Annotated in this window: 25 protein-coding genes and 1 pseudogene; 5 read left to right on the forward strand and 21 right to left on the reverse strand. The window is 38.8% G+C overall.

Annotated elements, in window-relative coordinates:
- The first annotated feature begins 303 nt into the window (after positions 1–303).
- The gene (locus FD724_RS28050; protein ID WP_179074864.1) at positions 304–1,188 is read left to right on the forward strand and encodes a hypothetical protein; all 885 of its coding nucleotides are present in this window, start codon (positions 304–306) and stop codon (positions 1,186–1,188) included.
- 52 nt (positions 1,189–1,240) lie between these two features.
- Here the strand turns inward: FD724_RS28050 and FD724_RS28055 are convergent, their stop codons facing one another.
- The 8 genes from FD724_RS28055 to FD724_RS28090 form a co-directional block, all read right to left on the reverse strand.
- Positions 1,241–2,278 (reverse strand): Npun_R2821/Npun_R2822 family protein, encoded by a 1,038-nt coding sequence (locus FD724_RS28055; protein WP_179074865.1) that lies wholly within the window; start codon positions 2,276–2,278, stop codon positions 1,241–1,243.
- 16 nt (positions 2,279–2,294) lie between these two features.
- Positions 2,295–3,185 carry an Npun_R2821/Npun_R2822 family protein gene (locus FD724_RS28060; RefSeq protein ID WP_114083768.1) on the reverse strand — a complete coding sequence of 297 codons (891 nt, stop codon included), beginning with the start codon at positions 3,183–3,185 and terminating at the stop codon, positions 2,295–2,297.
- A gap of 3 nt (positions 3,186–3,188) precedes the next feature.
- Complete coding sequence (locus tag FD724_RS28065) at positions 3,189–4,169, reverse strand: Npun_R2821/Npun_R2822 family protein (RefSeq protein ID WP_179074866.1); 981 nt, start codon at positions 4,167–4,169, stop codon at positions 3,189–3,191.
- A gap of 3 nt (positions 4,170–4,172) precedes the next feature.
- Positions 4,173–5,132 carry a glycosyltransferase family 10 domain-containing protein gene (locus tag FD724_RS28070; protein WP_114083770.1) on the reverse strand — a complete coding sequence of 320 codons (960 nt, stop codon included), beginning with the start codon at positions 5,130–5,132 and terminating at the stop codon, positions 4,173–4,175.
- A 48-nt stretch (positions 5,133–5,180) separates the two neighbouring features.
- Positions 5,181–6,416 carry a glycosyltransferase family 4 protein gene (locus FD724_RS28075; RefSeq protein ID WP_179075647.1) on the reverse strand — a complete coding sequence of 412 codons (1,236 nt, stop codon included), beginning with the start codon at positions 6,414–6,416 and terminating at the stop codon, positions 5,181–5,183.
- A 4-nt stretch (positions 6,417–6,420) separates the two neighbouring features.
- Complete coding sequence (locus FD724_RS28080) at positions 6,421–8,742, reverse strand: ABC transporter ATP-binding protein (protein WP_179074867.1); 2,322 nt, start codon at positions 8,740–8,742, stop codon at positions 6,421–6,423.
- Between the two features lie 310 nt (positions 8,743–9,052).
- Entirely contained in the window at positions 9,053–10,216 is a 1,164-nt protein-coding gene (locus FD724_RS28085; RefSeq protein WP_179074868.1) for a glycosyltransferase family 4 protein, read from the reverse strand.
- Positions 10,217–10,234: 18 nt separating this feature from the next.
- Positions 10,235–11,077, reverse strand: a complete 843-nt coding sequence (locus tag FD724_RS28090) for a hypothetical protein (RefSeq protein ID WP_114083773.1) — start codon at positions 11,075–11,077, stop codon at positions 10,235–10,237.
- A 406-nt stretch (positions 11,078–11,483) separates the two neighbouring features.
- On the opposite strand from FD724_RS28090, the gene gloB reads away from it, so the two are divergent.
- From gloB to dnaB, 3 genes are all read left to right on the forward strand, one after another.
- The gene (gene gloB, locus FD724_RS28095; RefSeq protein ID WP_179075648.1) at positions 11,484–12,257 is read left to right on the forward strand and encodes a hydroxyacylglutathione hydrolase; all 774 of its coding nucleotides are present in this window, start codon (positions 11,484–11,486) and stop codon (positions 12,255–12,257) included.
- Positions 12,258–12,511: 254 nt separating this feature from the next.
- Positions 12,512–12,970, forward strand: a complete 459-nt coding sequence (rplI, locus tag FD724_RS28100) for a 50S ribosomal protein L9 (protein ID WP_114083775.1) — start codon at positions 12,512–12,514, stop codon at positions 12,968–12,970.
- Positions 12,971–13,133: 163 nt separating this feature from the next.
- Positions 13,134–15,734 carry a replicative DNA helicase gene (dnaB, locus tag FD724_RS28105; protein ID WP_179074869.1) on the forward strand — a complete coding sequence of 867 codons (2,601 nt, stop codon included), beginning with the start codon at positions 13,134–13,136 and terminating at the stop codon, positions 15,732–15,734.
- Positions 15,735–15,809: 75 nt separating this feature from the next.
- Here dnaB and FD724_RS28110 read toward each other — a convergent pair whose 3' ends face one another.
- Together FD724_RS28110 and FD724_RS28115 are read right to left on the reverse strand one after the other, a co-directional pair.
- Positions 15,810–16,331: an FKBP-type peptidyl-prolyl cis-trans isomerase gene (locus FD724_RS28110; RefSeq protein WP_041565406.1), complete on the reverse strand. Its 522-nt coding sequence runs from the start codon at positions 16,329–16,331 to the stop codon at positions 15,810–15,812.
- Between the two features lie 78 nt (positions 16,332–16,409).
- Positions 16,410–16,733 carry a phasin family protein gene (locus tag FD724_RS28115; protein WP_012409359.1) on the reverse strand — a complete coding sequence of 108 codons (324 nt, stop codon included), beginning with the start codon at positions 16,731–16,733 and terminating at the stop codon, positions 16,410–16,412.
- 135 nt (positions 16,734–16,868) lie between these two features.
- Here FD724_RS28115 and FD724_RS41160 point away from each other — a divergent pair.
- Positions 16,869–17,015 (forward strand): annotated as a pseudogene (locus FD724_RS41160) (TIGR03792 family protein); the annotation flags it as partial.
- Positions 17,016–17,268: 253 nt separating this feature from the next.
- Here FD724_RS41160 and FD724_RS28120 read toward each other — a convergent pair.
- The 11 genes from FD724_RS28120 to FD724_RS28170 form a co-directional block, all read right to left on the reverse strand.
- Positions 17,269–17,679, reverse strand: coding sequence for a 2TM domain-containing protein (locus tag FD724_RS28120; protein ID WP_114083777.1), 411 nt, complete (start codon positions 17,677–17,679; stop codon positions 17,269–17,271).
- A gap of 399 nt (positions 17,680–18,078) precedes the next feature.
- Positions 18,079–19,170 (reverse strand): T3SS effector HopA1 family protein, encoded by a 1,092-nt coding sequence (locus tag FD724_RS28125; RefSeq protein ID WP_179074870.1) that lies wholly within the window; start codon positions 19,168–19,170, stop codon positions 18,079–18,081.
- Positions 19,171–19,249: 79 nt separating this feature from the next.
- On the reverse strand, positions 19,250–20,431 hold the full coding sequence (locus FD724_RS28130) for a phosphotransferase family protein (protein ID WP_179074871.1): 1,182 nt from the start codon (positions 20,429–20,431) through the stop codon (positions 19,250–19,252).
- 196 nt (positions 20,432–20,627) lie between these two features.
- Positions 20,628–20,840: a hypothetical protein gene (locus FD724_RS28135; RefSeq protein ID WP_179074872.1), complete on the reverse strand. Its 213-nt coding sequence runs from the start codon at positions 20,838–20,840 to the stop codon at positions 20,628–20,630.
- Positions 20,841–21,151: 311 nt separating this feature from the next.
- Complete coding sequence (locus FD724_RS28140; protein ID WP_179074873.1) at positions 21,152–21,418, reverse strand: hypothetical protein; 267 nt, start codon at positions 21,416–21,418, stop codon at positions 21,152–21,154.
- 126 nt (positions 21,419–21,544) lie between these two features.
- A complete protein-coding gene (locus FD724_RS28145; RefSeq protein ID WP_179074874.1) occupies positions 21,545–21,811 on the reverse strand; it encodes a hypothetical protein in 267 nt (88 codons plus the stop codon).
- A gap of 120 nt (positions 21,812–21,931) precedes the next feature.
- The gene (locus FD724_RS28150) at positions 21,932–22,198 is read right to left on the reverse strand and encodes a hypothetical protein (protein WP_179074875.1); all 267 of its coding nucleotides are present in this window, start codon (positions 22,196–22,198) and stop codon (positions 21,932–21,934) included.
- A gap of 120 nt (positions 22,199–22,318) precedes the next feature.
- On the reverse strand, positions 22,319–22,579 hold the full coding sequence (locus FD724_RS28155) for a hypothetical protein (RefSeq protein ID WP_179074876.1): 261 nt from the start codon (positions 22,577–22,579) through the stop codon (positions 22,319–22,321).
- A gap of 120 nt (positions 22,580–22,699) precedes the next feature.
- Positions 22,700–22,966: a hypothetical protein gene (locus FD724_RS28160; protein WP_179074877.1), complete on the reverse strand. Its 267-nt coding sequence runs from the start codon at positions 22,964–22,966 to the stop codon at positions 22,700–22,702.
- Positions 22,967–23,784: 818 nt separating this feature from the next.
- A complete protein-coding gene (locus tag FD724_RS28165) occupies positions 23,785–24,015 on the reverse strand; it encodes a hypothetical protein (RefSeq protein WP_190960615.1) in 231 nt (76 codons plus the stop codon).
- A gap of 261 nt (positions 24,016–24,276) precedes the next feature.
- Positions 24,277–25,794 carry a M16 family metallopeptidase gene (locus FD724_RS28170; RefSeq protein WP_372726495.1) on the reverse strand — a complete coding sequence of 506 codons (1,518 nt, stop codon included), beginning with the start codon at positions 25,792–25,794 and terminating at the stop codon, positions 24,277–24,279.
- Position 25,795 lies beyond the last annotated feature (1 nt).

The following is a 25,795-nucleotide window of genomic DNA, read 5'->3' on the forward strand; positions in this document are numbered from 1 at the left end:
ACTGTCTTGATATAGGAATAAACTTAAATGCTCACCATAGCTGGTGAGCATTTATACTTTTGTAGTCAGCTTTTTTCAAGGCTTTAGTATAGATGCAATTAATTCATGTCTTAAAATCTTTTAGGGATTGCATAGAATTTTAGTAATTAGAGAAAAATAGGTACTATTACAGTAGTCAGCCCCTATATTATATATGTGAACATAGTGTTTGATTTAAATCGAAACAATTTGCATGATTCTTCTGTCTCTAAACAAATTTTTAATATTAGTCTCAGCCAAATTTTATTTCAACAATAAAATCTTATGAACCAAGAAAAATCAGACATTTGTTTTTGCACTTTAGCTTTAGGGAAAAGATACCGCTGTCATGCTTTCCTATTAGCTCAAGATATCGAAAAACATTCGCCAGGAGTATATTTAATTGTCCTAACAGATAAGCCAGAAGAATTTAAAATATATCCTAACGTTCTAGCATTTCAACATGAACAACATAGCATTGGTTGTTACCACGATAAAAGGTTTGTAATTGCCAAAGCAATATCACTGTTTAATACTTGTATATTTGTCGATGCAGATATCAGAATATTAGATAAGTTACAACCAGATATAAAATGGCTTCCTGGCATAACAGCAAGAAGTTGTACCAGTATTGTCAAACACAATCAAGAATATATTAATTCAGCAAATGATGATTTCAAGGCAAATAGAGTTAGAGATTTGACCATTCTGAGCAAACTAGCACAAAAACTAGACCTGGATTTAGAAGATACTAATATTCAGTTTGTCATGGAAATGTTATTTGTAGTTACAAGGCAAGATGGGCGGGAAATCGAATTTATTAAGCAATGGGAAACTATTGCACTTTACTGTGAGTTAAATGGTTTTTATAGTGCTGAGGGTTATGCAATAGGATTAGCTGCTGCTAAGGCGGGATTACCAGTTCGATGGGATGCTATGGACGGTATTGTTTATTTCAAGGATTGGGTAGAACGGCAGAAAATCAAAAAGGGACAAGCAAATCCAGATAAAACGCTGATATATTTTCAACAGCACGAAGCGATTGAATACCACAAAAATTCACTTTTCCAAAAGCTATTGCATAAGCTAAATAAATTTATTGGTTATTACTATCGGTACTTACGTTTAAGACTTGCGGCATTGAGTAATTTTAATTTTTATCACCGATGAAAATTTTAAAAAATCAACAAGCTGATTTAATTGACATATCTTTGCTGAGTTATTAATAACCACTAATTCTATCCTTGAAGTTACGATACTTTAATTTAATATTGTTTACTCTTTGCTGAATAAAACTACTAGTAGATTTTTGCAAAAGCATTATCTGGCTTGGGCGGGTAAAACTTTGAGGCCGTTTTTCAGGTGATTTTAAATAGCGATAATATAAGAAAACATCACGGTAAGGAATATCTACATCTTCACCTCCACAAAGCCGCACAAAAGCTGAAGAAGACACACTCATATAGTGTAAGTAGGTCAATCTCCGCCCTTGGTCATAGAGGATATTATCTACCACATCAAATTTAGAACTCCAGTGATTACCAGTTGCCTGCTCGCAGTCATCAAAAGCAAAGTTATAATAGGAAATACCACTTCTCAACACCATGTAGTTAAATAAAGATTGGTCAGGTGCTAAAAAAGCCATGACATCTGCCTCACCCGATATTAATTTGCCCATTAAATCGGCTCTTATCGCTGGAGAAAAAATATTTTTCTTGGTTGCAAACCAACCAGCACAAAATACTTTATCTTGCAAGTTTTCTGAATTGAAAATTTGCTGTATTTGCTCTGGTGAACCATCAAAAATAAATTTTAAGTCAGATTTATATTGAAAATCATTGACTACCCAATCAGATGTATCTAATTTTTCATATACATAATCTACTGGCCCCATTAACAAGGTATCTGCATCAAAATAAATAAATCTATCAAAGGGGCCATCCACAGCACAAAATTTGCGGTGCATTGGTAACTCATAGAGTTCTGAAAAACCCCACTCTCGCCAAGTTCTTTGCGCTCTAGGATAATTTTTCCATATCTGAGTCGCAAAGTTATCCCAATAAGCTATGGAATCAGAATCTTCAAATAAGCTAACATTATCTCTAGATGCAATCTCTGCTTTCACCTTATCTAAGCGCTGATTATATGGAAGTATACAAATAGGAATTTTCCTACCAGCATTAGCTTCTATACTGTTGAGCAATGCTACTAGTTGGTCATAGACAACATCATTGGCTAGGATGTAAATACCATCAATCATTGGGATACTCCTAATATTAAGTGCGGGCAGCAACAAAAGGAAATAAACGGCGAGTCAGTTTAGAGATGAAAGCAAATTTACCCTCATGGAGATAGCGATAGTGTTCCCACAATTGCCAATAGGGACTACCAGTTTTCATCCGTGTACCAGCCCAGTGGAGATATTTTAGTCGTTGTCCTCGGTCATAGAGGGCATAATCTTGCTGTTGGAAACTTTGTGAACCCGCCCAGCTACCAGGCCCACCACCAGGAATTTTGACGAGATTTCCTCGTTTGGCAATCAGTTTGAGAACAAGATAATTTAAAATTGGTTGGTCTGTAACTCCTTCAGAAAAATCGAAATATTCACGATGCGCTGCACACTCGCGCAAAGCTTCATCCATTTGTTCTTCGGTAATAACTCCTTTTCTCGAAGCCCAAAAGCCACTATTAAAAACATCTTGAAGTTGAGCATCAGAAAAAATTTGCTGCTCTTTCACAAATGGGGAAAAGATATTTCGTAGTTTGTCATTGGCATGATGGTAATCACAACAGAAGAAATCGACTTCTGAAAGTTTGTCTAAATTGTCGGCGATTTTTTCAAAAACGACAATATCTGTATCAATATAAATAAATTCATCTAAAGGGCCAAACCACGCCACCAGTTTACGCATTTTGTTTGGTAAGGCGAGGAAATCTCGATCAAAAATTTCTCCGATGCGTTTGGTAAATTTATCAATAAGTTCCAAATCGGGGAAAATTTGCACTTTGTGTAAGGTAGAAAGCTGTTCTGCTACCTTGTGATAATTTTCGTTAAATGGTATCAGATAAATGGTTACTTCTGGATCATAGTAACGAATACTATTTAGTAAAGCGATCGCATTATCAATAACACGATCGTTGGCAACAATATAAATTCCCCTACTCATAAATTATCCTTGGTTAATTAACTTAAGTTTTCGCAAAGCTCTTGTAAGTAAATTTGGTACTGGAGCGTCATTATAATTCTTAGGAGGGTTTTGAAAGATGGGACGCTTATCTGGTTCGTTTAAGTAACGATAGTAGAGAAATAAATCTCGATAGGGAAAATCAATATTTTCTCCAGCACAGACTGCTTGATTAATATTAGGAGGGATACCAATATAATGAAGGTAGGTTAGCCGATTCCCTTTGTCATAAAGAAGGTGTTCTCGTTCCTCGAAGTGCTTAGATGTGGCAGAACATCCTGTCTTTGCATTATCTGGTAGTTGACGAGCAAAGTTATAAATAGAAAGATTAGACCTCATTACCATGTAGTTTATCAGTGGTTGTTCTCCAGCACCGCCATACAAAATTTCCGCTTCACCATTTTGTAAATGCGATATCAGTAAATCTCTTTGTTCTGAGTTAAATATTCCTCTTTTTGCGCCATAGAAACCGGAGCAAAAGATTTCAGAGTCAATCCGCTTTTGCTCGAAAACTTCTAGTAATTTTGGCGAGTTAACATTATATATCTTACTAACGTCTTTAAATTGGAAATCATAGACAACAAAATCATAAGTATCTAGCTTTTCAAATACCGATGCCAGAGAATTCATCACCAAGGTGTCTGCATCTAAATAGATAAATTTATCGAATGGCCCATCAAAGGCGCAAAAACGGCGGTGAGCGCCATACAACCGTGATTTACTCCGATTCAATCGCTCTGGTGCTGCTGAGAGCATAAATTGATCCCAACGGTTGATTGATTCTTGATTCTCGTAAATAAATACATTAGGGCGTTTAGCTATTTCATCAGAAATTCGCTGTGTCTGATCGTCGAAAGGATAGATACAAACAGGAGTTTCTGAACCTAAGATAACATCAATACTGTTGAGCAAAGCCACCAGTTGATCGAAAACATAATCATTGCCAAGGGTACAAATACCATTCATAATTTATGAGTGTTGATCAACAAAGTTTGATAACCAGTTAAGTAAGTTTAATTTATGTAAAATGATTTGACGTGCTTCTGCGATCGCATCTTTGGCAGCATACCAAGCATCAGGTGTAGCTGTCACTTCTTTGATGTAGGCAATACCTTTTTCATCTAAACTGGGCAACCGCAAAAAACTACCCGGTGGCAATAATTTATCAGCAGCCGGGCCACCATAGTAAATTGGTAGACACCAGGCAAGTAAACTATCCCAAAGTTTCTCACTGACATACCAATTATTATCAGCATAATTTTCAATTGCCAAATTGTAATAGTATGGTGCCATCCCATACCATTTATTACCTAGTTCTCCCGATTTTTTAGCCGATTCTGGTAAATTACGCCCATATAAATCAAATTTTATGCCACTAGATTGTAGGGACTGCAAAAAGTCTAAACGCTGGCGATGTTTGGCTGTACGACTGATTCCCGAAGTAATCCAACTACATGGGGCAACCTTTTGAGGTGGTGGCATTTCATTTAAATCTTGAAATGAATTTGAATGATACCAAATAGCAGGCATATAGTCAGGAGTTGGGGCAAAATCATCGGGGCCAGAAATGTAGCCGCAATACTTCTGGGCTTGTTGATAATTATGATTAGTTATTTCGACAATTTCATCTAAAGGTGGTTCTCTTAGCAAATAAATAATCCGCTCTTTGTTGACACCACGCAGTAGAGAATCAACATTTACTACTGATTTTTGCTGCCGTTTGCGAAAGCTATCTAACCAAGATTTTTGTGGCGCTGCTTGGGGAAAATCAAATTGATACATCAGTAGAAAATCTGGTTTGGTTGCTAGCGCCTGCATTTGCATATTGCCCCAAACTCCAAATTGATGGGGGGTTTGTTGCCACAGCCAATCGGCTCTAGTTTCTAAACCTCGATAGCCACTAATCATACCTACAGTTTTTATAGTCATTTTAGCTATTTGTCATTTGTCATTTATCACTTGTCTTCTAGATTCTTTTTATGCGATAAATAGGGGTAGCAGAGATTCATCAACATAACTAAGAATTTTTGCGGCTCGATTTTCCCAAGAAAACTGCTTGACAAATTCGATACTATCTGGATAACCTTCTATTCTTCTAGGATGAGTTTCTAAAACCTGCTTCAGACTTTCGGCAAATTTGCTTGGGTTATCTGGTTCACACCAAGCAGCGATGGCTTCGCCAACACCTCCGGTGAACGCTTTTGTATCTTGAAACTCAACTAATGAAGGAATTTCCGTCGAGACAATTGGAGTTCCAGAGGCGAAGTAATCAAACAGCTTTAAAGGAGATGTGAAAGTTGCTGCTTTTCCCGAACAATGAGGGTGAGCTAAAACATCTGCTGCTTGTAGCAAAGATGCTAACTCATTATGCAAGACATAGCCCAAAAATTGAATATTATAAACCTGTTTTTCTTTCACCAATTGCTGATAATATTCTACTTCTGCTGGCTTACCACCTGCACAGACAAATTGCACATTAGGCATTTCATTAGCCACATCAATTAGTACATCAATACCTTTAAATTGCTGTAACGCTCCCGCATAAACTACCAATTTTTGGTTTTCATCTCGCAATAGTTTTTGTCGCCATTCTGCGGCTTTCTCTGGTTGCCTCTGCATAAACAAGCGATTGAAACCATTGTGCAGCTTAATTACTTTTTCTGGCGGCATTCCATTTTTAATCATGCTTTCACGGATTGTTTCTACAACGGTGACAGCTATTTGTAAAAGTGGATTTGTAACAATTTCTTGCTCAAATGGTTTCTCTTCATGGTGATGGTGTTCATAAATTGCCGGAATGCCGTTTTTGACGGCAGCTTTGACAAAATTCCAGTTGCGGCTATGGACAAGTTTAGTAGTTGGAAGTATATGAAATGGTAAATAATACTTGCTTGCAATGGTGTTGGAGTCAGTAAATTTGCTCGCAAAATGGTCAATCGGCCAAGGCATCGGTAATGGAGCAACTTTTAACTTGTCATGGAGATTGTAATATTCAATAAGTTCTGTTGGTGTTTTTCTCGGTTGAAAAGGACGCAATAAATTAATTGGGTTATTAGCTTTCGCTCCTTTTTCAGGGTATACCAAAACTGTTGAGTATCCTAAGTTAGCGGCAGCATTAGCAGCATTGGTAGACTGTACTAGGTGAGCCTCTGGCTGGGGTAATTCTTCACCAATGAAAAAAATGTAGTGTTTTTTTAAAGTATTATTTTTCATAATTTTAGACATTAATACTATCCTCAAATTTTTCTAAATTATTCAGAAGACATATAGTAGATTCATAAGTTTCACTAATTAATTCATTTGGCTCTTGGGGAGTGTCTATCAAATTATCTGCTAGAGAGCGGAGAGAGCTAAGTATGAGATTAAGAGAAGTTCTAAACTCAACGGAGAGATGATTAAAGTTTTGATAATAGTCGCTGATGATATTTTGATTTTGGTCAGAAATTGAGAGAATCTGCCCCCTTATTTGTAAGTTCATCACATCCTCAAAAACATCAATGGTGTTGAGAATTCTCCAGGCTGATTTGTAAGAGTCTTCAATTAATTTGTGCCGTTCTTGAGAATCGTTTTCCAGATCATCAAGCAATAAGCGCAGTAATCCAATCATTGAGTTCAACTGTGTCCGAATTTCGTGAGAGATACGGAGCAAGCTTTGATTGTGTTTAGTAGCGGCTTCAGGACGATCGACAAATTTCTTTGAGTTTAGGCGCATTGCCTTAATAATTTTTGTCTGAATCAAATTTTTATTAGGGCGATCGCTAAATTGCATTGAGTACAGGCGTGAGTAGTAAGCACCTTTTTGCAAAAGTTCTTCATGGGTTCCCACTTCTACTACCTGTCCTTGATCTAACACAGCTATTTGATCGGCTTTTTGGACTGTAGAAAGGCGGTGAGCAATTACTAAGGTGGTGCGATCGCGACTAAGATCGTCAAGTGCAGATTGTACTAATCGTTCGGAAACGGTATCTAAAGCGCTGGTGGCTTCATCTAAAATCAGAATTTCGGGATTTTGGAGGAGGGCGCGGGCGATCGCTAATCTTTGTCTTTGTCCACCAGACAACATTACGCCGCGATCGCCAATTAGGGTGTCAAATCCTTGAGGCAATTTGCTAATAAACTCATAAGCATTTGCCCGCTTTGCTGCCGTTAAAATCTCATCGTCAGTAGCCTCTGCTCGCCCATAGGCGATGTTATTTTGCACCGAGTCATTAAAAAGAAAGGTATCTTGACTGACAATCCCCATCCGCTTCCGTAGGGATACTAGCTCGAACTCCCGTAAATCGGTGCCGTCAATGGTAATACTGCCAGCGATCGGGTCATAAAATCTGGGTAAAAGGTCTGCCAAAGTAGATTTACCAGCCCCAGAACCGCCTACCAATGCTAAGGTCGTACCACGCGGTAAATATAAATTTACATCTTTGAGTACCAACTTTTCATGACCAGGGTAGGCAAAGCAAAGAGAATTAAAAGATACTCCCTCTTCTAATTTTGTGTAGGGAATCTTACCTTTCTCCATGAACGGCTTATCATGCAAGCTTAAAAACTCATTCGTCACATCCACACTAGCTGCGGTACTAGCAAAGTTGCTGCGAATAGTATTTAACTGAGAAATCAATGGCAGCACTCGCAGCAGCACTAATAAATATGTCAGGAGTACGGTAGAAAGAGAAGAAACCTGTTGAGCAAAGAAGGTTTTGCTCAAAAGTACAATCAGCAGTAAAGCTGTAATACCCATTACCTCACTTAGAGGTGTAATGGCTTCCGAATTAACTTGAGATTGGAAATCTGCTAACTCGCGATCGCGAATTAGTTTTTTAATCCGTTGATATTCTTTTTCTTCATTTCCCGTCGATTTTACCAATCGAATTCCGTTCAGAGTTTCCAGTACGGAAACTGAATATGCTCTAGACATCTCACTCAGCTGCTTCCCAAAATTTCTGGACCGGGAAATCGCATACTGATTTACTAACGTCACCAACGATAACAAAAGCGTAGCAGCAATTGTCAACTGCCAAGAAATTGACAGCAACAAACTGACAAAAACTAAAATTGTGATTGCCAGGATAACTATCTTGACGATACTACCTATAGAACTTGCAGACCGGCCAATTTCTCCACCAAGACGGTTGATTAAATCACCAACCTTAGTTTTGGCATAATAATCTATATCAATTTCTAGTAATAGCTTTAACCCAGTTTCGCGCATATCTGATGTTAGCTTTCGGGTTAAAGAACTCGATGCTAAGGAACTGGCATAAGTAGCTAAATTCTTTAAAATAATTGTGAAGATAATTGCTCCAGCCATTACTCCTATTCGGTAAGGTTCTGGAGTATTATCAAAGGGAGATATCATCGTTTTTAGGATAGGAGGAGCAGTACTTAAATCTACTTCTTGTCCCACGATTTTTAAAACCACCGGCACAATTAAAGCGGTGCTAATCCCATTAAATAAAGCTCCAGAAAATCCTAACAATATTGTCAGTATAATCAAACCTGGATAGGGTCTAGCGAATCGTAATAGCAGTTTTCTGGTAGACATTGGGTATTTCTATGCAATTTTCAATTATTAATATTATTCACAAATTACTTGCCAAAATTGATAATATCAAATAGACAAACTAAATAATTTTCAATATCCCAACAAAAGAGGCAGTTATTGCTGGAAGAATATTGCCCTCTCATAGGGGGAGATTACAAGAGCGATTTTTTCCTGCCGCCATCAAAGTGAGCTTGTGATTTGAGTCTTCACAACTTTTGCGTGGTCTCAATTTATCCAAGATTGAACCCCCATCTGAAAAGTTCCTCTACCTCCTACTTTCTTCAATTTACGCTTCCTTACATATTAATATTTACAACCGAGAAATTACCGATTTTAACACCGAAGCCATAGCTTCTATACTATAGTGTTCTACACATCTTTTTCTGGCGTTGATACCTTGCTGGTTTGCTGACTCTAAATTCTGAAAAATCCATTGAATCTGTTCAGCAATCTGTTCAGGACAAGCAGGCTCGACTAAATAACCAGTATCACCTAATATTTTGGGAATATCTCCAACGCGCGTTGATAATACAGGTTTAGCCATTGCCATTCCATCTGTCAACTTCAGGGGAAATTGAGCGCGAGTTTCTGGGGTATCTCGTTGGGGAACAACTACAATGTGAGCTGCTGCTACTAAATCAGGCATCACATTCGCTGGATACTTTGGTAATTTGATAATCCAGCGTCCCCACTTTTGTTGAAGTTGCTGATCGTAATCATCATAAGGACTGCCACCTACAATCACTAGTCTTAAGTCTGGTTGATTGATTTTATCGAGCGCTATGAGAACATCTTCTAGACCTTTGTAGGGTCTTGGCGCACCAGGAAACATTAAAATACGATATTCAGATAAACCATAACGATTTCTGCTGGACTCAGCATCATATCGAGCAGGATCAAATAAAGCCGTATCCTTACCATTGGGAACAAATGTACCCCCAAAACGCTGCTGCAAAAAGTTAGTATGCACCGTCACCGCATCAGCGCTACTTACCAAACCTTCCATCCATTTCACGTACAAAGGATGATAAGGATTCCTGAGTGCGCCATCTGATTTCAACAAATCTCTGGCTAATTGTTTGGGTGTGAAATGATAATGCCAGTCATCGCCACCATACCAACTGAGTTCCCAATCATCTATGTCTAAAATTAAGGCTTTTTGGCTAAATAGTTTCTTTAATAAGGCAACTCCAAAACTCGCTATTTGTGGTTTTATTGCATAAATGATATCTCCATTAATTTTTGGTAATATTTTGTTAATTTCTCCGAAAAAATCGGGGAAATTTTTACCTGGTAAATTATAAACGTTTAATTCTGATGGTAAATTTCGATATAAGTTGTTTCCAAATAAAAACCCCATGATTTCAACTTCATATTCTAAGTTTCTTAGGGCTGTTGCTATTAAGTATGCACGCAAAATAGCTGCACTTGATAAATCTGAAACCAACAGCGATATCTTGGAAAAATTTTTCACTGTTTTTATACTTAATTTTTATTTAATGCGCCAAGGATTTGTAACTTGATTCGGTAAAAATACTTTAGCGAATCTGTCAAAAACCCTTGTATATAAGGAACGACTAATATCTTTAGCATATTGAGGACGATAAGGATAAGTACAGTGAAGAACTTTAATTGTATCCTGAATATCATAAGCATCCTGCCACTTGCTGAGATAATTATAGGTTGGTGGTAAGATTTTTTTATGAGGTTGTACAGATGCGATCGCAGAAGCAAAAGCCCCTTGGTCTTTTAAAAGTAATTTATCTTGATTATTTTTGACAATCTCAAAATAACGTTTAAATTCGTCAAAAAATATCTTGGTTACTTCTGTTTTCCGAAAAGCCATAAAACCGCCATTATACTGCACACTATCTGCTTGTAATGGCAATCCTACCGATTGCAAAATTGGCAAAACATTTGGCAAAAGGTCTTCTTGTTTACCACGTAATAAGTTTGTAGCCTTAAGAATAGAAGGTTGTACATCTTCCGTTAGTAAAAACTCATATTCATCTAAATAGTCAAATACATCATTGATATCCGTAAGTAAACAAATATCCGAATCTAGATAAATCGTTTTATCAAACTCAGAAGCTTCATATAGAGCCAATTTTGCTTGTCGCGATGCCAAAACAGTATTTTCGTTTGCAGGTGCTGGTTTTAAAATTACATTTTTGAATGCCTTTAGCAAGGGATAAAGAACTATTGGAACTTGGTCAATTAAAATAATAATCGGCTCTTGATGAAACTTTCTGACTGCTGCTAAAAAATGAATACAATCTTGAAACGAATAAAGCCCAGTTAGAATTGTAATAAAACCTTTAGTTGGTGTTGACATAAATCAAATGAATAATTTTTGTTGACTTGGAAAATTAGATAGGTATTTATTGTCATAAAATCTTACTCTAGTTTGAGTTATAGTCAAATTCGATAGAGTAGAGATCAGCAAAATATGAATTTGAATATTGATTATGTTTAAGCAAAAAAATATTAAAATAAATTTAACTTTATATTTATAACTATTTCCAGAGAAAATTCACTGATAAATTCATCTAATTTTTACTTTATTTAAGTAAAAATACTGTGTAAACACAGAAGTATAATATCATAGGTAATATTGCACTACAGCTATAATAAACAAAGTATAAACACTTGATATAGCTTGTGAATGTAGCACTATTATTCACTGGAATCTAGGATTGCTACTCAATACCAAACATTTATGTTGTAAGGGAGCAGAGGTAATGCAGGTAATCTGTCTGGAAGCACTCTCAGACAACTACATATTCTTGTTATATGACGACAAACGCAATATCGCGGCTGTTGTCGATCCAGCAGAGGCTCAACCAGTATTAAAGAAACTGGCAGAGTTAAAAGCTGAGTTGGTAGCAATTTTTAACACGCACCACCATAACGATCATGTGGGTGGTAATAAGCAATTAATCGAAAAATTTCCCCAATTGATAGTTTATGGAGGAGCCGAGGATCGTGGTAGAATTCCCGGACAACAGGTCTTTTTGCAACAAGGCGATCGCGTCGAGTTTGCAGACAGCATAGCTGAAGTTATCTTCGTTCCTGGACATACCCGCGCTCACATCGCTTACTATTTTCCACCTCAAAAAGGTAGTGAGACAGGCGATTTATTTTGTGGTGATACCCTATTTTCCGGCGGTTGCGGTCGTTTATTTGAAGGAACACCAACCCAAATGGTAGATTCTTTAAGCAAACTGCGTTCTCTACCTGATAATACACGCATCTGGTGTGCCCACGAATACACCTTAAAAAATCTGCAATTTGCTTTAACTGTGGATGGCGACAACGCTGACTTACAAAGACGCTTCAACGAAGTAAAAGCTTACCGTAGTCGAGGAGAAGCTACCATCCCTTCATTGCTGGGAGTGGAGAAACACACCAATCCATTTTTACGTTGGGATCAGCCATCATTACAATCAACTGTTAAGAGTAGCGATGGAGTGCAAACTTTTGCGCGGATACGGGAAATGAAAAATAACTTTTAGGGATTGGGAATGGGGAATTGGGAATTGAGGAGAATAGCATTAGCTCTTCCCCCTCTGCTCCCTGCCCTCTGCTCCCTTGCTTCTCCCCCATTCGCCATTCCCTTCAACTTTTTAGTGAGAATAGTTGCGATCGCACCCTTCCTTTCGCTACGATCTGTAAGCTTTAGGGTGTAGGCAAAGAAGCTTGGAATACAGCAGTGACATTGTGAGCTATCAAGCCTTACCCAAATTAATCAGATTTTACAGGAAAAACGATGGCGAAACGCGTACAGTTAGTTTTAAATCAAGATATCAGCAAGCTGGGGAAATCTGGCGACTTAGTGGAAGTAGCTCCCGGCTACGCTCGTAATTATCTGATTCCCCAAAAATTGGCAACTAATGCCACTCCTGGTATTCTCAAGCAAGTAGAACGCCGTCGTGAGCAAGAGCGTCAACGGCAATTAGAACTAAGACAACAAGCTCTTGAGCAAAAAGAATCTCTTGAAAAAGTTGGTAGCTTGACAATTGCCAAGCAAGTTGGTGAAAACGAAGCGATTTTCGGTACTATCACCACCCAAGATGTTGTAGATGCAATTAAGGCAGCTACTGGTCAAGAAATTGATCGGCGTGGAATTACCATCCCCGATATTAACCACCTTGGTACTTACCAAGCCGAAATCAAGCTGCATTCTGATGTAGCGGCACAAATCGATATTCAAGTCGTCGCTAGTTAACTCAGAAGGGGGACGAGGGAGCAGGGGTAATAATTCCTAACTCTGCCAATTTTAGATTTGGAATTTTGGATTTTTGATTGAAGAAAAAATCTAAAATCTAAAATCTAAAATTGCATAACTCCCATACTCCCGGCTAGCAAAATCGTCAAAACTAAAATCGTTTATGGCTGAAGAACTGAATTTTAAAGGCGATGGTAGCGATCGCCTCCCCCCACAAAATATTGAGGCCGAAGAAGCGATTTTGGGGGGTATTTTGCTAGATCCAGAAGCGATTAGCCGAGTTAGCGATCGCCTCCTTCCCGAAGCTTTTTACATTAGCGCCCATAAAGATATTTATCAGGCAGCTGTGAGGCTCCACACCCAAGGTAAACCCACAGATTTGCTTTCAGTCACAAGTTGGCTGACTGACCATGAGATGCTTACCCGCATAGGCGGCAGAAATAAATTAGCAACTCTGGTAGACCGCACAGTGTCAGCCGTGAACATCGATGCCCTCGCAGGGTTGGTGATGGAAAAATACCTGCGGCGGCAGTTAATTAAAGCTGGCAATGAAATTGTACATCTTGGTTACGAGACAGAAACCGAGTTACCAACTGTTTTAGATCAGGCAGAACAGAAAGTATTCGGCGTAACCCAAGAGCGTCCCCAATCGGGTTTAGTTCACATTTCTGATACTCTAATTAATAATTTCCAGGATATCGAGGATCGAAATCAAGGCATCGCCTTACCTGGTGTTCCCTGCGGATTTTACGATTTAGATGCCATGACCAGTGGCTTTCAGCGTTCTGATTTGATTATTGTCGCGGGCCGCCCATCAATGGGGAAATGCCTTAGCCATGATTCAGAAATAGTTTTGGCAGATGGAACAATTACCACAATTGAAGAATTATATAAACAACGTCATGCTTCATTATTGACGTTAAATAATGACTGGAAATTTACCTTTACTCAACCCTGTGCATTTGTAGATGATGGTATCAAACCAGTTTTTCGGGTAACAACTCGCTTAGGTAGGTCTATTGAAACTACAATCACCCACCCGTATTTGACTATTAAAGGCTGGCAAAAACTAGAAAATTTGAAAGTTGGTGATAAAATCGCTATCCCGCGAAAAATAGATGTGTTTGGCTCACATTCTATGCGCGAGTGCGAAGTCAAGTTATTAGCTTATTTAATTGGCGATGGCGGATTAACTAACTGCACTCCACGATTTACAAATAGTAATCCGTTATTGCAAACCGATTTTTTGCAAGCAGTTGCGGATTTTGGTGGTTTAACAGGCGAAATTTTACAATTAGAGTCAGAAGAGTTTGTATCTCATGGATTTGCCTGTATGAGCAAATCTCGGAAGAATTCGCTAACGCTTTGGTTAGAAGAATTAGGTTTGTGGGGCAAAGATGCTCATTCTAAAACTATACCAAGCATCATTTTTAAGTTAGAGCGATCGCAAATAGCCTTATTCCTTAATCGTCTCTTTGCTACTGATGGATGGGCTGCACTGCTTACTAGCGGACAATCACAGTTAGGCTATGCAACAGTCAGCGAAAAACTAGCAAGACAAATTCAACATCTTTTATTACGATTTGGCATTATTGCATCTCTCAAAAAACGGTCTGTTAAGTATAAAAATACCCGCAGACCAGCATGGCAATTAGATATTACTGATGCCTTATCTATTAAAACTTTTATCGCAGAAATAGGTATCTTCAGCAAAGAAGAAGCAATAGAAAAAGTTGCAGCAGCAATATCTCAAAAAAGATATCAAACTAATCGTGACTTGATACCTGTAGAGATTTGGGAACAAATAGCATTAGCAAAAGGTAATGAAACTTGGAGTAGTTTAGCTAGACATGCAGGGATTCAAGGCTATACAAATATGCATGTTGGTAAACGTGCCCTAAAGCGGGAAAGACTTTGGATACTAGCTACAGCTTTAGATAATTTACCACTTCAACAGTTAGCAACCAGTGATGTTTATTGGGATGAAATAGTTGCGATTGAGTCGGTGGGTGACAAGCAGGTTTATGACTTAACAATTCCAGAAACACACAATTTTGTTGCTAATGATATCTGTGTACACAATACAGCCTTTTGTTTAAACCTTGCTCATAATATCGCCGCTTCTTATAAATTACCAGTTGCTTTTTTCAGCTTGGAAATGTCCAAAGAGCAATTGACACAACGTTTATTAGCTAGTGAAGCGCAAATTGAAAGTAGTTATCTGCGGACTGGTCGCCTCAGTCAAACACAATGGGAACCTTTAAGCCGTGCTATTGGTATCCTTTCCGAGATGCCAATTTATATTGACGACACGCCGAATATTACAGTTACACAAATGCGTAGTCAATCAAGAAGACTGCAAGCGGAAGTTGGAACTGAATTAGGATTAATTGTAATAGATTACTTACAATTGATGGAAGGAGCAGGCGATAATCGAGTTCAAGAATTGTCAAAAATTACGCGTCAACTCAAAGGTTTAGCGCGGGAATTATCTGTACCAGTTATTGCTTTATCTCAGTTAAGTCGAGGGGTGGAAGCGCGTACTAATAAGCGTCCGATGTTGTCAGATTTGAGAGAATCAGGTTCGATTGAACAAGACGCGGATTTAGTAATAATGTTGTACCGCGATGAATACTACTCTCCCGATACTCCCGATCGCGGCATTGCAGAAGTAATTATAGCTAAACACCGCAACGGGCCTACAGGGACAGCGAAACTTTTGTTTAATCCACAGTTTACAAAGTTTCAAAATTTAAAAATTTAGCCGTTGAATTGGGGACTGGGGATTGGGTACTGAGAAAAGCCAATGCCCCATGCCCAATGCCCAATACCCCAACCTTTATTTAACTCCTAGCAATTCCACATCAAAAATTAGAGTTGCATTGGGTGGAATCACGCCACCAGCACCACGAGCGCCATAGCCTAACTCCGATGGGATGATTAACTTACGACGACCGCCTACTTTAATCGTGCTAACTCCCTCGTCCCAACCTTTGATTACCTGTCCTACGCCAATTTTAAAGCTGAAGGGTTGGCCGCGATCGCGTGAACTATCAAACTTAGTACCATCTTCTAGAGTGCCGACATAGTGAACTTCAACCGTTTGTCCTGGTTGAGGAGTCGCCCCAGTCCCCTCTTTTAACTCCACATACTTCAATCCAGAAGGGGTGGTTACAGCATTAGCGTCAGACATAGTATTACTCGCAATTAAGATATTGTTTTCAGTTACAGTTGTGGCCGCTGGCGGCGTTTGGGTTAACTGGGCAGCAATGGCAGTATTCTGTTTACTGCCTACTTGCCCCACAGCCAAAAGCACAACACACACCAGCATGAACGCCACGCTGAGGAAAATTGGTTTCAAAATCAGTTCTCCTTACTTAAGTATCCTGGCAAAAAGATTACCAATAGGACACAATTAGTTTAAATCAGAAAGGACATCTTAACGCCAAAGCTTATTTTCCAAATCGCGCAATTGCCGCTCTAAACGGTCAATTCTACCCCGTAGTTCGTCCACTTCCGACTGTCGAGCTACGCCTAAATCTTGCATCATATTTCGCATTTGTCGTTGCATTTGGACATCCCAGTTTCCCTGCTCCGACTTTAACTGCTGGGCAATATCATCTATAACTGCCTTTGCTTGCTCAGGATTGAGCTTACCATCTTTAACCAAGTCATCGCTGACTTGGCGCAGTTTTTCTGCTACTAAAGACGTTGTGCCAAGACCCATCATCATTAGCTGTTGTAACCAGTTGTTGTTATCCATATTCCCTTCCTCTTACTTGTGTCAAAGCAGCTGACCCTTGCTCCTGAGTGTAGGCAATGAAGCTATGCGAAAAGCGTAGTATCTTCTAGCCTACATCTCTATTTTGGCAAATTAGCAAACACAGGATCGTAGGGTGTGATTATAGAACTACTCAAGTTTGAGGTTGCCCCGCATTTAAGGGAAAATTTTATCCAGAAGGACACGCAAATTTGAACAACAGCGTTGGCTCAATATCCTGGCTTTCTCGGCAAAGAGGTCTGGATCAACCTCAACTATCCTACATAAGTTATGGCGAACAGTCTCAATTAACCAAAAAAAGGGGCAAAATCCCCTTGTTTGAAGGTAAGTAAAATTCCGTCACAGTCACTAATGAAGTACAGGTAAATTCAGCCACCATCCCAATTAACTAGACAAGTAGGGGCAATACCCTGCGAAAGCCGCTTTGCCCCTACTTGTTAAGGGTAGTTCAACTTTTGTCACAGTGACTAGTGAAGCGATCGCCCCAAAAATTCTCAGAATCCGACTTGAATTTTAGTTAAATTTGTGAACGCCATTTCTGAAAGGCAATCTCGTAATCCTCTGATTTACTCTGATAAACGCCCCACCAATGAAAAAATAATCCTAAACCCCATCCTAATGCTGGGAAAATAGCCCAAAAATAACCAGGACTAGTGATTAAATTCAAGAGAATGAGGAATAAATTCACTGCCAGGAAGGAAACACAATGCCCCAAAAAAGCTCTGCGTCGGAAAGTATTAAATGTGCGTCGTGACCGTTCTTCTTCTTGCTGAACTAACCACTTTTTTTCAGTTTTTTCCAAAATATCAGAAGAAATGCCTAACTCAGATGCCATTTCTATAAGCTGTTCTCGTGAAAATTCACCTTCCTGTTTCCGGGTGAGTGCTATTTCAAGGATTTTTTGCACATCTTCTGAATCGTAAGTCATTTTAACTACCTTATAAGTTTGTGTGTAAATGCGCTTTTGATTTCACGAAGTTTTCAATAGGCTTCGTTCAATTCAGTTAGCGAACGTCTCCACATTTTGCACCCAATACTTAGTGACATTCACAACCTTATTATTTTCTCATAACTGATTTATAGCTACTGTATTTGTCAATACCTAAACCCTTATTTTTGCGTAGGAGCAATTCATGAATTGCCCCTACAACGCATGGTTTTGTGTTGATAAAAGAGGAATAAAACTAAGTGTATTAAGAAGACTTGGAACTTAAGCCCCTTATTAAGAGTTAATGCTTAAATCCCAAGTCTTATTATTTGAAATCTAAAATTCAGTGAGCGAAAATATGATTTTCAATCAGAAATCATGAGTATCATATTCGGCAGTTCAGAGATTTAAGGAAGTGTAGATATCATCCGAGTTTGCATTAAGGTAAGGACGTTGTAATTCAATTTCCCATAATGAGAAATGCCGCAGAATTGCTGCTATCCTATCTTCTGGCGTATTATTCCCTAGATGCCAAGCCTCAAGCAAACCATTAGCAACAATTTGGCATCGATGTGTACCAAAACTTTCTTGGTCGCCAAACTTACGGTCTGGTTCTTCAGCGATCGCTAACCCTGGTGCTATAAGCTTGGTAAATAAAGGTACTTGCTGCTGAAAATGCACTTGATTTTCTTTATATACCCTCTCTAAGACTGGACGAACAAGTTCATAGTCTTTTTTGTCAAAATAAAGCACTGCTGAGTCGTAACGCCCATACTCAGAAGGGTTATATAATGCTTTAAATGAGAAAGCAATCGGTATAGCATTGAGTTGGGTAGTCAAATCGTTCATGACTGCAACTGAGCCTTCAGGAGTCAAATTGAAGTAGACACGTACCAGAGTTTGATAATTTCGAGCCATAGCTGCATTAGCAACTGCCATATAAAATCCGTTTTGTACCAGATTCTTAGGCATTTTGATTGCTACCGAGTCACCGATATTAGCCACTTGTTGTAAGCTATCGGGTTCAATGTGCAGCTTTAAATCGTTCTTATACACTACCAAAGTACCATCGATGTCTTCTTTTATAACCAGCCAATCATGACTCCAGTAGCCTACACCTCTGTTATTTTCATGCAAGCGATCGTAAAAAGCTATATCTACGCCAAATAATGTATTGTTTTCGAGATTTTGATTCAAAGCCAAATTCGTTGCTTCTGCATTGGATGACAAAATACTTTTCGATGAGCCGTTGTAGTAGAGGGCGTAAAGCAAACTACGTAGTTGATAACTCAAAAACTTATTTTGAAAATCTAAAGATAATTGCTGAAAGTGAGAAACCAATGATTCTGGTACTTCCACTAAACCAAAATCTGGATGTCTAATACAGTGGTGAGATTGGATTTCAACCTTATGAGCGATATCTTGTAATGATGTCTGCAATAACTCTGGAATCTCTGACAGTTGATTTCCCAGCGAATCTAATAGTTGCATAAAAACTTGCCTGTCAATAATGTGGAGAGATAGGGACAGACAAACAAAAAATGTTTGCGTCCCCTTGTTGACTTGGAATTTATTTTGAAGCTGGAGATAAGTTAATGGGAGAGAGGGCTGATGCATCTACACCAAAAATTGTTGGTATCGACGCTTCTGGACGGCATAATAAACTCTTAGCAACCTGGAGTATGCAAATACCCTTATTACCAAAAGTTTTTTCGTGCTGGAGTTTAGCTTGAATAGATTTAATCAAAGCGAAACCGCAAAACTGCATAACTCTCTGTAAAAAATCAGGACGATGTTCTATAATTTCGGGGAAAACAGAGAAGTAAGCAATCACCAACTCTCTAATGGAAGGTTGCAGCAAATGTAGAGGAGTTGTTGCTAGACGTAAAGACTCTTGAATCGCCATTGTTTTACTAGTAATCATACTGTGTAGCCAAAGTTGTAGATAGCTGGCTATCAGTGTTCCTAAATCACTAGCTGGATCTCCCCAAGCGCCACGTTCCCAATCAATCAATCGAATAAGACTATCATCTGAGGACGATTCATTAAAAGCAGCTTCTTCCCAACTCAGAGATAGGAGAATATTGTTTAGTTTCAGATCGTTATGGGTTAAACAACAGGGAGTAAATGCATTACTCAACTCTGCGATCGCCTGTCCTAAGCTATCATAACGTTGATAAAGAGACAAAAATTTTAGTCCATCGGTGGGCAACTTGCCAAAAACTGCCGGGGTAACTCTATCTATGCCAAGATTCAGGTTAGGGGTTCCTTGGCTGAATATTTGGAAAAACTCCTGATAGTCTTGACGGCCAATAGATAGGCGATGGACTGATGCTAAAGTAGTTCCAACTACCCTGGCAATCTCTACGGGAAATAAATTCAAATTCTTTTCCACATAAAAATCCATCAAATCCCGATAGTTAGTTAGATAATTGAAAACAAAGATTGAATTTTCAGGATCAAAATGTACTGCATCCGAAAAATATGAGCGAATGTCGGTTAGTTCTGGGAAAGTTTGCAAAAAATTGTGAACTCGCCATTCTTTGAAAAATTCACCAGCAGTCCTTCCCTCTCGTTTGTAAGGCTCTTGCTTAATTAGGAGTTTCCGCTCATCTGGTAAGCTAATTAATAAGTTAAAGTTTTTAGCAGGTTTTAGCTCTATTTTGCTTAAAGACTTTTCATCTTGAGTACATAACCCCTGAAGAATCAGGTAATCAAAAGCATTTTGAGAACTCAATAAGAATGATGTCATAGCTTCAGTTCATCGTCAAAATTAACAACTAAAAATTCTCGCGTAATTAGAAGACATTCTTAATAGATTGATCATCTATTATGTCTACATTGCTATGTGTGTATTTTCATACAATACCTATTGTTTCCGGATGTACGAATCAATCAATAAAATCTTAAAGCAACTCCAGGAGTTTTGCATTTTTTGAATCGATTCACTATTGAGTATTGAATGATTTTGCTAACTCTGCAACTTCATGAATAGTAAATGCCAACAATGCAAATTGAAGATTTTTCAAACCATAGTTAAGAATCTGAGCAAGATCGTCATCTGCACCAGCATATATAGATATGTAATCTATGTTGCTAATATCTATGAGTAAACCTTCTGAATCATCGGCATGAAGATCAGAAATAGTAATTCTTGACATGGATTTCAATTCCCAAAAACATTGATCAATTAGTCAATATGAGCGTAATTAAGCATCAATGACTTAATCATCTCACTCGTAGTCAGGAAAAAATTAATAAAATTGATCAACTACTATGATTGATATTGATGAAGCTGTAAATTGCTTAATCCGATCGGCTATCCTTATTTTTGGTAATAAAGAAAGCTGATTATTAATCATATCGGTTTATTCAAAGCTATTTATTACAGCAGAATCTGGCAGCGATTAAGCTGTGTAGTGCTTAATCGCTAATTCAAAAGTTCTACTGAGCTACATTGCTCTGTAGTCAATTAAAAATGAGTATCAACGTCGCTGAAGGACTTGACGATGTGTGCAGTCAAGCTAGCTCCAAAGGCTAACAATGCAAATTCTTGTCCCTTAATACCGTAAGCTAAAAGTGGGTCTATACCTTCGGCAACACTGGAAACATCACCACCATGACCACCACCATAAATAGTAATGGAATCTACATTGTTCAGGTCGTTGAGGAAGCTTTCAGAATCTTGGAACAGTTCAGAACCAGTGTTATTTAGCTGCGAAAGAGCGATACTAGCCATAATTTTCTCCTAAACCTAAAATAGTTGTCAAAATTGAGCAGATTTGACAGCGATTAAGCTGTGCATTGCTTAATCGCTAATTCAAAAAGTTCCACAGAGCAATGTAGCTCAGTAGTAAACTACAAATTAAAAATGAGTATCACTGTCGCTAAATGACTTGACGATGTGTGCAGTCAAGCTAGCTCCAAAGGCTAACAATGCGAACTCTTGTCCCTTAATACCGTAAGCTAAAAGTGGGTCTATACCTTCGGCAACACTGGAAACATCACCACCATGACCACCACCATAAATAGTGATAGAATCTACATTGTTTAGGTCGTTGAGGAAGCTTTCAGAATCTTGGAACAGTTCAGAACCAGTGGTATTTAGTTGTGAAAGAGCGATACTAGCCATAATTTTCTCCTAAGATAATTGTCACAATTCAGCAGATTTGACAGCGATTAAGCTGTGTATTGCTTAATCGCTAATTCAAAAAGCTCCACAGAGCAATGTAGCTCAGTAGTAAACTACAAATTAAAAATGAGTATCAACGTCGCTGAAGGACTTGACGATGTGTGCAGTCAAGCTAGCTCCGAAGGCTAACAATGCGAACTCTTGTCCCTTAATACCGTAAGCTAATAGTGGGTCTATACCTTCAGCAACACTGGAAACATCACCACCATTACCACCACCATAAATAGTAATGGAATCTACATTGTTTAGGTCGTTGAGGAAGCTTTCAGAATCTTGGAACAGTTCAGAACCAGTGGTATTTAGTTGTGAAAGAGCGATACTAGCCATAATTTTCTCCTAAGATAATTGTCACAATTCAGCAGATTTGACAGCGATTAAGCTGTGTATTGCTTAATCGCTAATTCAACAAGTTCCACAGAACAATGTAGCTAAGTAGTAAACTACAAATTAAAAATGAGTATCAACGTCGCTGAAGGACTTGACGATGTGTGCAGTCAAACTAGCTCCGAAGCCTAACAATGCGAACTCTTGTCCCTTAACACCGTAAGCTAATAGTGGGCCTAAACCACTGGCAACACTGGAAATATCATTACCACCACCATAAACAGTGATAGAATCTACATTGTTTAGGTCGTTGAGGAAGCTTTCAGAATCTTGGAATAGTTCAGAACCAGTGGTATTTAATTGTGAAAGAGCGATACTAGCCATAATTTTCTCCTAAGATAATTGTCACAATTCAGCAGATTTGACAGCGATTAAGCTGTGTATTGCTTAATCGCTAATTCAACAAATTCCACAAAGCAATGTAGCTCAGTAGTAAACTACAAATTAAAGCCAAGGATCAGTATCGCTGAAGGACTTGACGATGTGTGCAGTCAAGCTAGCTCCAAAGGCTAATAATGCAAACTCTTGTCCCTTAATACCGTAAGCTAATAGTGGATCTAAGCCATCGGCAACGCTGGAAACATCACCACCATGACCACCACCATAAATAGTGATAGAATCTACATTGTTCAGGTCGTTGAGGAAGCTTTCAGAATCTTGGAACAGTTCAGAACCAGTGGTATTTAGTTGTGAAAGAGCGATACTAGCCATAACTTTCTCCTACAATAATTCGTCCCATTTGAAGAGACTTTGGCAGCGATTAAGCTGTGTCTTGCTTAACTGCTGATTCCATTTTTATTCATAAAATTTAGAAAGATCAAGCTTGTAAGCCTGATTTGTAAGACATAAATAAATGGGTTGCGTCTTTATTCATGGCTTTATTTTTATTCAAAAAATGTTTATAGCGATTCTCAGTTACGTGAGGTACAGATAATATTTTGAAACGCAAAGGGACGCAAAGTAAAGCGCAGAGGTACGCAGATATTTGTACCTCAGCAGACTAGAAAACGCTATAGAAAACATGCTATATTTTTTGTAAAAATTAGCGATCTAAAGATTACCAACTTCTTTGATAAGTCGAGAGTCTAACTTTTCATAAATTAATACGCTTGGGTTAAGAAGAATAGTAAGTTGGGTTGAGCAACAGTGAAACCCAACATTATCAAGGCTTTCTTGGGTTTCGTTTATCAACCCAACCTACACCATTTTTAGTTTTTAGCCTTAACTGAACCGCATTGGTAGCTGATTAGTATATTTCAAGTTTGTGAAATACAAAAATACTCCACCTGCTCTGTCACGAACCTTGGAGATGAGAAGGGTGTATTTCATCAAAGTACCGTATGAAAATTTTCAGACTTGTGAAATCTTGTGTAGATAGGCATGATATTCGGCAGGGCTAGACTTACTTTAATCGAAGCATATAGTTATGTATTCAATCAATTGCCAAAATCTGTAAACAAAAATCGTGCGCTCTTAGATTAATCAAGAGCGCACGAGCTTAATGACTATAAAATTCTGATTGTTCACAATTATTGTAAACCAGTTAGTTGTTGTCGTAGGTCTACTATTTGCTGTTCTATATTGCTTAACCAATCATTAACAGTCTCTTTTATATTGTCTTTTGAAAGCATGCCAGAAGTATCTTCATCCTCTCTTCTTGATCTTCTTCTTCCACCCTCTACAGTTCTCATTTCCCAATCGGTTAGTTCGGTGAGCAGATTCACGTCACTATTAGGATGCAGGTTAGATATTACGATCATGATTATTGATGTACCTCACAAAATCTAGCGATATTAATTGATTTAGTCTGAGATAACATTAAGCTAAAAATCCAGACTCCATCATTTGTATTTTGCAATAAAATCTTAGTCATTTAACTTTTTAAAGCTAATTTTCAAGACATAACTAAAGGATTTTCGTCTTTAAAAGCGATGATTTATATTCTGATCTTGTTTGTCTCCCTAAATGAGTAGAGACGCGAGATATCGCGTCTCTACTTATCGTTACGATCGCAATTTGGATTAATTCTTCGCCTGTGGTTGCGAACCAGGAATGGTTACATCTATTGGTGTCACCGTTGCTGCTAGCTGCGTCAATGGCGGTTGAATGGCGGTTTGATTCCCCACCACTAGAGTCACAAGCTTTTCTGGCTTGAGGTATTCTCGTGCTACCCGTTGCACGTCAGCAGCTGTAGTGGCGGCGACGGCTTTTTGATAGCGAAAGAGAAAATCAGCCGGATAGCCGTAATATTCGTATCGCATCAACCGTGACAAGGTTTGGCTGGGGTCTTGAAAGTTGAATACAAAGGAGTTGAGTGTAGATTCTTTGGCAAAAGCTAGTTCTTTTGCTGTCACTCTTTGGGTTTGAATGCGTTTGATTTCAGCTTGTAAGGCTTTGACAAACTGCACGGTAGCATCCGATCGCGTTTGTCCACCAGCGACAAACATGCCAGGATAGTCGTAGCGGGGACTCCACTGGCCATAAACAGAGTAAGCTAAACCTTGGCGCGATCGCAATTCATTAAATAAGCGTCCACCAAATCCATTTAACACTCCATTCAAGACATCCAGCGCCGCATAATCGGGACTGTCAAACCGTCCGCCTAAATGGCCGAGAAGCACACTACTTTGAGTTAATTGTGGCTGATTGACAAAAAAGACTCCACCTGTATTAGCTGGTGAAACTGATGGTAATTTGGGTTTGGCAATACCTGGGTTGCGATTCCAGTCGCCAAACTTAGCTTGAATGAGCGATCGCATTTTCTTAGAGTCAAAATCCCCCACAATCCCCAAAATTATATTATTGGGGTGGAAATATTGCTGATAAAACTTGAGCAAATCCTCACGCTCAACTTGATCCACCGTTGCATACTCTATGGTGCGAGAGTATGGACTATCTTTCCCATAGATCAATTTCTTAAATTCTCGATTGGCAATCCCATCTGGGTTATCATTACGACGAGCAATACCACCCTTCGCTTGCGTCTTAGCCAAGTCTAGCTTTTCTTGAGCAAATACTGGCGATCGCAGCACCTCGGCAAATAGCCCAAACACCGTTTCTAAATCTTCACTCAGCGCATCAAAGCTAGCACTACCAGAACCTTCGCCAATACTAGCTTCTACAGATGCCGCCCGTTGTTCCAACATCTCATTGAGTTCATCAGCCGAATGTTGCTTAGTTCCCCCAGTTCGCATCACCGCGCCTGTAAAACCAGCTAACCCAACTTTCTCCATTGGTTCCAAGCGATTTCCTGTTCGCACAAACGCCGTCCCATTCACCAACGGCAATTCGTGATCCTCCATCAAATAGACAACCAAGCCATTTTGAAGCACAAACCGTTCATATTTCGGTATCTTAATCTCAGGTAGCGCTGGCAACTGCAACTCACTATAATGCTTTGCCTCAGTCGTCGCCGCCAGAGAAAAATTACAAGTTAAAAGTAAACACGCAAAAACAGCAACCAAAGCATAAATTAACCCCTTCCCATTTTTGATTTTCAACGCCATCCGCCTTTTACCCTTCACCTTGTACCTCTTCATA

Source organism: Nostoc sp. C057 (genome assembly GCF_013393925.1).
GTDB classification, from domain to species: Bacteria; Cyanobacteriota; Cyanobacteriia; order Cyanobacteriales; family Nostocaceae; genus Nostoc; species Nostoc muscorum_A.

Excerpts from the sequence above, each read along its gene's own strand:
- rplI (WP_114083775.1), top strand. The coding sequence starts at position 12,512 with ATGGCGAAACGCGTACAGTTAGTTTTAAATCAAGATATCAGCAAGCTG.
- FD724_RS28145 (WP_179074874.1), bottom strand. The coding sequence starts at position 21,811 with ATGGCTAGTATCGCTCTTTCACAACTAAATACCACTGGTTCTGAACTG.
- FD724_RS28155 (WP_179074876.1), bottom strand. The coding sequence starts at position 22,579 with ATGGCTAGTATCGCTCTTTCACAATTAAATACCACTGGTTCTGAACTA.
- FD724_RS28075 (WP_179075647.1), bottom strand. The coding sequence starts at position 6,416 with ATGAAAAATAATACTTTAAAAAAACACTACATTTTTTTCATTGGTGAA.
- FD724_RS28135 (WP_179074872.1), bottom strand. The coding sequence starts at position 20,840 with ATGTCAAGAATTACTATTTCTGATCTTCATGCCGATGATTCAGAAGGT.
- FD724_RS28115 (WP_012409359.1), bottom strand. The coding sequence starts at position 16,733 with ATGGATAACAACAACTGGTTACAACAGCTAATGATGATGGGTCTTGGC.
- gloB (WP_179075648.1), top strand. The coding sequence starts at position 11,484 with ATGCAGGTAATCTGTCTGGAAGCACTCTCAGACAACTACATATTCTTG.
- FD724_RS28090 (WP_114083773.1), bottom strand. The coding sequence starts at position 11,077 with ATGTCAACACCAACTAAAGGTTTTATTACAATTCTAACTGGGCTTTAT.
- FD724_RS28130 (WP_179074871.1), bottom strand. The coding sequence starts at position 20,431 with ATGACATCATTCTTATTGAGTTCTCAAAATGCTTTTGATTACCTGATT.
- FD724_RS28160 (WP_179074877.1), bottom strand. The coding sequence starts at position 22,966 with ATGGCTAGTATCGCTCTTTCACAACTAAATACCACTGGTTCTGAACTG.
- FD724_RS28050 (WP_179074864.1), top strand. The coding sequence starts at position 304 with ATGAACCAAGAAAAATCAGACATTTGTTTTTGCACTTTAGCTTTAGGG.
- FD724_RS28165 (WP_190960615.1), bottom strand. The coding sequence starts at position 24,015 with ATGATCGTAATATCTAACCTGCATCCTAATAGTGACGTGAATCTGCTC.
- FD724_RS28060 (WP_114083768.1), bottom strand. The coding sequence starts at position 3,185 with ATGAGTAGGGGAATTTATATTGTTGCCAACGATCGTGTTATTGATAAT.
- FD724_RS28125 (WP_179074870.1), bottom strand. The coding sequence starts at position 19,170 with ATGCAACTATTAGATTCGCTGGGAAATCAACTGTCAGAGATTCCAGAG.
- FD724_RS28150 (WP_179074875.1), bottom strand. The coding sequence starts at position 22,198 with ATGGCTAGTATCGCTCTTTCACAACTAAATACCACTGGTTCTGAACTG.
- FD724_RS28170 (WP_372726495.1), bottom strand. The coding sequence starts at position 25,794 with ATGAAGAGGTACAAGGTGAAGGGTAAAAGGCGGATGGCGTTGAAAATC.
- FD724_RS28070 (WP_114083770.1), bottom strand. The coding sequence starts at position 5,132 with ATGACTATAAAAACTGTAGGTATGATTAGTGGCTATCGAGGTTTAGAA.
- FD724_RS28080 (WP_179074867.1), bottom strand. The coding sequence starts at position 8,742 with ATGTCTACCAGAAAACTGCTATTACGATTCGCTAGACCCTATCCAGGT.
- FD724_RS28120 (WP_114083777.1), bottom strand. The coding sequence starts at position 17,679 with ATGACTTACGATTCAGAAGATGTGCAAAAAATCCTTGAAATAGCACTC.
- FD724_RS28140 (WP_179074873.1), bottom strand. The coding sequence starts at position 21,418 with ATGGCTAGTATCGCTCTTTCGCAGCTAAATAACACTGGTTCTGAACTG.
- dnaB (WP_179074869.1), top strand. The coding sequence starts at position 13,134 with ATGGCTGAAGAACTGAATTTTAAAGGCGATGGTAGCGATCGCCTCCCC.
- FD724_RS28055 (WP_179074865.1), bottom strand. The coding sequence starts at position 2,278 with ATGATTGATGGTATTTACATCCTAGCCAATGATGTTGTCTATGACCAA.
- FD724_RS28065 (WP_179074866.1), bottom strand. The coding sequence starts at position 4,169 with ATGAATGGTATTTGTACCCTTGGCAATGATTATGTTTTCGATCAACTG.